The organism is Streptomyces sp. (assembly GCF_031181555.1).
Classification (GTDB): Bacteria; Actinomycetota; Actinomycetes; order Streptomycetales; family Streptomycetaceae; genus Streptomyces; species Streptomyces fimbriatus.
This window is the reverse complement of the sequence record NZ_JAPSKQ010000257.1, coordinates 1-5833: the sequence shown is the minus strand read 5'-3', so window position 1 is coordinate 5833 and position 5833 is coordinate 1. Positions and strand designations below refer to the sequence as shown.

At 72.6% G+C, this 5833-nt stretch carries 5 protein-coding genes; all 5 read right to left on the bottom strand.

Annotation, left to right across the window (positions count from 1 at the left end):
- Positions 1-952, bottom strand: a 952-nt coding sequence (murF, locus tag RIM90_RS30005; protein ID WP_309063891.1) for a UDP-N-acetylmuramoyl-tripeptide--D-alanyl-D-alanine ligase, incomplete at its 3' end; no start/stop codon positions are given.
- Positions 953-956: 4 nt separating this feature from the next.
- A complete protein-coding gene (locus tag RIM90_RS30000; RefSeq protein ID WP_309063890.1) occupies positions 957-2477 on the bottom strand; it encodes a UDP-N-acetylmuramoyl-L-alanyl-D-glutamate--2,6-diaminopimelate ligase in 1521 nt (506 codons plus the stop codon).
- 163 nt (positions 2478-2640) lie between these two features.
- Complete coding sequence (locus RIM90_RS29995) at positions 2641-4599, bottom strand: penicillin-binding protein 2 (RefSeq protein ID WP_309063889.1); 1959 nt, start codon at positions 4597-4599, stop codon at positions 2641-2643.
- 5 nt (positions 4600-4604) lie between these two features.
- Positions 4605-5090 (bottom strand): hypothetical protein, encoded by a 486-nt coding sequence (locus RIM90_RS29990; protein ID WP_309063888.1) that lies wholly within the window; start codon positions 5088-5090, stop codon positions 4605-4607.
- A gap of 105 nt (positions 5091-5195) precedes the next feature.
- Positions 5196-5833 (bottom strand): 16S rRNA (cytosine(1402)-N(4))-methyltransferase RsmH (gene rsmH / locus RIM90_RS29985; protein ID WP_309063887.1); only part of this gene is annotated, 638 nt, incomplete at its 5' end.

Sequence of the window (5833 nt, the reverse complement as noted above, 5' to 3'; positions counted from 1 at the left end):
AGAGGGAGCCCGCCTCGGAGAGCGCGCGGGCGATCTCGTCTGCGGACATGCCCAACTCGTGGGCGACGGCGGCCGCGGCGAGCGCGTTCGACACGTGATGCTCACCGTACAGGCGCATGGTCACATCAGATGCACCGGAGGGTGTGTGAAGCCTGAAAGAGGGCTGTCCGCTGTCCGTGAGTCGCACGTTCTCGGCCCGAACGTCCGCTTCGTCGGACTCTCCGAAAAGGATCACCTTCGCCTTCGTACGGGAGGCCATGGCCCGTACGAAGGGGTCGTCCGCGTTGAGGATCGCGGCACCGCCCTCCTCGGCCGGGGGCAGGGCCTCGACCAGCTCGCCCTTCGCCTGCGCGATCTGCTCGCGGCCGCCGAACTCGCCGATGTGGGCGCTGCCGACGTTCAGGACGAGCCCGACCTTCGGGGGCGTCAGGCCGGTGAGGTAACGGATGTGGCCGATTCCGCGCGCTCCCATCTCCAGCACGAGGAACTTCGTCTCCTCGGTGGCGGTGAGGGCGGTGAGCGGCAGGCCGATCTCGTTGTTGAGCGAGCCGGGGGTGAAGACGGTCGGCGCCTCGCGCTGCAGCACCTGCGCGATGAGGTCCTTGGTGCTGGTCTTGCCGGCCGAGCCGGTGAGCGCGACGAGGGTGGCGCCGAGCCGTTCGACGACGTGCCGGGCGAGGGCGCCGAGGGCCGCCTGGACGTCTTCGACGACGATCGCGGGCACGCCGACCGGGCGGGAGGCGAGCACGGCCACCGCGCCCGCCTCGACGACCGCGGCCGCGAAGTCGTGGCCGTCCACGTGCTCGCCGACGAAGGCGACGAAGAGGCTGCCCGGACCCGCCTCCCGTGAGTCCCGGACGACCGGTCCGGTGACCTGGACGGAGGGGTCCGGTATGTCGTGCGTCTGCCCGCCGACGACTTCTGCGATCTCGGCGAGGGAGAGGGCGATCACAAGTTCATCCCTGGGTCTTCTTGATGGCTTCGCGAAGCACCTGGCGGTCGTCGAAGGGACGCACCACCCCGGCGATGTCCTGCCCCTGCTCGTGGCCCTTGCCCGCGACCAGCACGGTGTCGCCGGGCTGTGCCCGGGCCACGGCGGCGGCGATCGCGGCGGCCCGGTCCTCGAAGACCTGCACCTCGCCGCGCTCGTGGGCGGGGACGGAGGCCGCGCCCTGGAGCATGGTGGCGAGGATCGCGAGGGGGTCCTCGGAGCGGGGGTTGTCGGAGGTCAGTACGGCGGTGTCGGCGAGCCGCGCGGCGGCGGCGCCCATGGGGGCACGCTTGGTGTGGTCGCGGTCGCCGCCGCAACCGAGCACGATGTGCACCTTGCCCTCGGTGACCTTGCGCAGGGCGCGCAGCACCGATTCCACGGCGTCGGTCTTGTGGGCGTAGTCGACCACCGCGAGGTACGGCTGCCCGGCGTCCACGCGCTCCAGCCGGCCCGGCACGCCCGGTACGGCGGCGACGCCGTCGGCGGCGGCCTGCGGGTCGAGGCCGGCGGCGGCCAGCGCGACGATCGCGGCGAGGGTGTTGGCCACGTTGAAGGGGCCCGGCAGCGGCGACCGGGCGGCGATCCGCTCGCCCTCGGGACCGGCCACCGTGAACGCCGAGTCCATGGGGCCGACCCGGACGTCCTCGGCGCGCCAGTCGGCGTCGGGGTGGCCCTCGGCGGAGTAGGTGACGACCGGGACGCCGGCCTCCTTGACGAGGCGGCGGCCGTACTCGTCGTCGACGTTGACCACGCCGAGCCTGCTGCGCTCCGGCGTGAACAGCTGCGCCTTGGCCCGGAAGTAGTCCTCCATGTCGGAGTGGAACTCCATGTGCTCCGGGCTGAGGTTGGTGAAGACGGCGATGTCGAAGACGCAGCCGTCGACCCGGCCGAGGACCAGGGCGTGGCTGGAGACCTCCATGGCGACCGCGTCGGTGCCGCGTTCCCGCATGACGGCGAACAGCGCCTGCAGATCGGTGGCCTCGGGCGTGGTGCGCTCGGACTTGATGCGCTCCTCGCCGATGCGCATCTCGACGGTGCCGATCAGTCCCGTGCTGCGGACGGTCTTGAGGCCGCCCTCGACGAGGTACGCGGTGGTGGTCTTGCCGGAGGTGCCGGTGATGCCGATCTGGAGCAGATCGCGGCCCGGGTGGCCGTAGATGGTCGCCGCCAGCTCGCCCATCCGCGCGCGCGGGTCGTCGACCACCAGCGCGGGCAGCCCGGCCGCGGCGACGCGCTCGGCGCCGGACGGGTCCGTCAGCACGGCGGCCGCGCCGAGGCCGGCGGCCTGGGTGACGAAGTCGGCGCCGTGGGCACGGGCGCCGGGGAGGGCGGCGTACAGGTCGCCGGGGCGGACGGCACGCGAGTCGTGGGTGATGCCCGTGACCTCGGCGGCCCGGTCCGGCGTGGGGGCACCCAGCTGGTCGGCGAGTTCCGCGAGGGGTGTGGCGGAGACCTGCGCCGGCCGGGGCGGTCCCGGATATGTCACGGGATGGCCCTTCTGGATGGTTTGGGACTGATCAGCGTGTGGCACGGCGGTGAGCGTACCGGGCGTACCTGCTTCCGGGCGAAGTGAGGGGCGGGGGGCGTTCTGGTTCCCGGGGTCGGGGGTGATCGTCGTCACGGGGTGGTTCCTGGTGGCTCGGTGCTGATCAGGGTTTGAAGGTGACCGGTAGGTTGGCGGGTTCGGCGCCGGTCGGCGGCACCTGGAGCGTCTTCAGGGCGAACTCCATGACCTGCTTGTAGACGGGTCCGCAGATCTGGCCGCCGAAGTAGCTGCCCTCGGTGGCGTTCTGGATGACGCAGTAGACGGTGACCCGCGGCTTGTCGGCGGGGGCGAAGCCGGCGAAGGACGAGGTGTAGCCGTGGTACTTGCCGGTGGCCGGATCCACGCGGTTGGCCGTACCCGTCTTCCCCGCCACCCGGTACCCGGGGATGCGCGCCTTGGTGCCGGTGCCCTCCTCGTCGTCCACGACCGACTCCAGCATCCGGGCGAGCGTCTTCGCCGTCTTCTCGCTGACGACCCGCGTCTTCTCGGGCTCCGGGGCGGGGGTGAAGCGTCCGTCGGGTCCCGTGGAGCCGCGCACCAGCGTGGGTTCGATGCGGACGCCGCCGTTGGCGATGGTCGAGTAGACGGAGGCGGCCTGCATGGCGTTGATGGACACGCCCTGGCCGAAAGGAATCGTGTACTGCTGCGAGGTCGACCAGGTGTCGGGCGGGGCGAGGATGCCCTTGGTCTCGCCGGGGAAGCCGAGCCCCGTGTGGCTGCCGAAGCCGAACTTGCGCAGGTAGTCGTAGAGGACCTTGTTGGCCTGCGCCTGCGTCTTGCCCAGCTGGCCGGTGGCCAGGATGGTGCCGATGTTGCTGGACTTGGCGAGCACGCCGTTGAGCGTCAGGTACCAGGTCGGGTGGTCGACGTCGTCCTTGAACAGCCGGTCGCCGCGGTGCAGCCGGTTGGGCACGACGACATGCGTCGTCGGGGTGGCGGCGTTCTCCTCCAGGACGGCCGCCATCGACAGGACCTTGGCGGTGGAGCCGGGTTCGAAGGCGTCCTGGACGGCCGCGTTGCCGAGCGTCTCCGGTGCGGCCTCGGAGAGGTTGTTGGGGTCGAACCCGGGCGCGTTGGCCATCGCGAGGACCTCGCCGGTGCGGGTGTCCTGGACGATGACGTAGCCGCGGTCCGCCGCGGACTCCTTCACCTGCCGGCTGATGGCGTTCTGCGCGGCCCACTGGATGTCGCGGTCGATGGTGAGCTCGATGTCGCTGCCGGGCACGGCCGGGGTCTCGGCGGAGCCCGCGGTCGGCACGAGCCGGCCGCCGGACTGGGCGTATCGGATCTTGCCGTCCTTGCCGGCGAGCCGTTTGTCCAGCTGGAGCTCGATGCCGCCGCCGCCCCTGCCCTCGGCGTTGACCCAGCCCAGTATTCCGGCGGCGAGCTCGTTGTTGGGGTACACCCGCTTGCTGGTGGGCACGGAGAGGACACCGGCGAGGACGTTGGCCGCGGACTCGTCGCTCTCCGCCTTCTTCGCCAGCGCCGACTTCAGGTCCTTGATCTGCTTCCAGACCTGCGGGGTCTGGCGGCTGGCCAGCTTGACGTAGCGCAGGGCCTTGTTCTCCGGGCGCAGCTTCTCGACCAGCTCGTCCTGGTCCTGGCCGAGGATCGGGGCGAGGAGGGCCGCGGCCTGTTCGGGGCCGTCGGCGATCCCCAGCTCGTCCGGGGTGAACATCGTGGGGTCGGCCGTGATGTCGTAGGCGTCCTCGCTGGTCGCCAGGGCCACGCCGCTGCGGTCGGTGATCTCGCCGCGTTCGGCGGCCAGCACCTGGCCGACGTAGCGGTTCTGCTCGGCCTTGGCGGCGTACGTGCCCGCGTCGACGGCCTGCACCTGGAACAGGCGTACGACGAAGGCGAGCAGGACCAGGGTCAGGGCCACGCCGATCAGGCGCAGGCGGGGCCGCGGGCTGCCCAGCCGGATGGCCTTCGGGGCCCCGGGCCGGGGCGGGCCGGGGCGGCGGACCGGACGGGCGCCGGGCCCGGGGCGCTGTCCGGTGCCCGGGCGGGCGGGCCCGGCGGGTCCGGGCACCCGGCGGCGGAGCGGTTCCCTGTCGGACACTTCCGTCACCTGCCCGGGGTCGATGAGGAGGTGGGGGCGGGGGCCGGGGTCGCGGTCCCCGGGGCGGGGGGCGGGACCGTCCCGGTGGCCGGCGCCTCGGGGGCGGGGACCAGGGGGGCGCTGGCCGCGGAGGCGGGGCCGGGAACGCCCTTGACCTTTCCGTCGGGGCCGAGGAAGGCGGGGCCGCCGCCGGGCACCATGCCGAGTTCGCGGGCGCGGCGCTGGAGGGCGTCGGGGGCGGAGTAGGCGTCGATGTCCCGCCGCAGGGCCTGTTCCTCGTCGGTGAGGTTCTTGGTCTCCCGCTGGAGGTCGTCGAGCCGGAAGGCGCCCTCGCTGAGGGCGGAGTTCAGCACCAGGAGGCCGATCAGACCGCCGCCGAGCAGCAGGACGACGAGGAGGACGAAGGGAGTGCGCGCCGCCTGGGCGCGTCCGGTGGGGAAGAGCTGGGCGAGACGGGCCGCCCTCCCCTTCAGTTCGGGTTTCCTACTCACTCACGCTCCCCTGAGTTCGCTTTTCCCACCCGCACGCCCGGCCCGTCACCCGCCTCACTCATACGCCAGGTGTGCCCGCGTGCGCTTCGTGACGCCTCGTCCGCCTCACTCGGGATCCTCCCGGATCCGCTGGGCGCCGCGCAGCCGCGCGGGGGCCGCGCGGCGGTTCTCGGCGATCTCCTCCTCGGTGGGGAGTTCGGCACCGCGCGTGAGCAGCTTGAGCCGGGGCTGGTAACGCTCGGGGACGACCGGCAGTCCGGGCGGCGCGGTGGTGGCGGCGCCCGCCGCGAACACCTGCTTGACCAGCCGGTCCTCCAGGGAGTGGTACGACAGCACGGCGATCCGCCCGTCCACGTCGAGGGCCTTCACGGCGGCCGGGATCGCCCGCTCCAGTACCGAGAGCTCGCCGTTGACCTCGATCCGCAGGGCCTGGAAGGTGCGCTTGGCCGGGTTGCCGCCGGTGCGCTTGGCGGCCTGCGGCAGCGCGTCCCGGATCAGCTCGACCAGGCGGGCGCTGTGCGTGAACGGCTCCTTCTCGCGCTCGCGCACGATCGCGGCCACGATCCGCTTGGCCTGCTTCTCCTCGCCGTAGGCGCGCAGGATGCGGACGAGTTCGCCGGGCGGGTAGGTGTTGAGGACCTCGGCGGCGCTGACGCCGGTCGTCTGGTCCATGCGCATGTCGAGCGGGGCGTCCTGGGCGTAGGCGAAGCCGCGGTCGGCCTCGTCGAGCTGCATGGAGGACA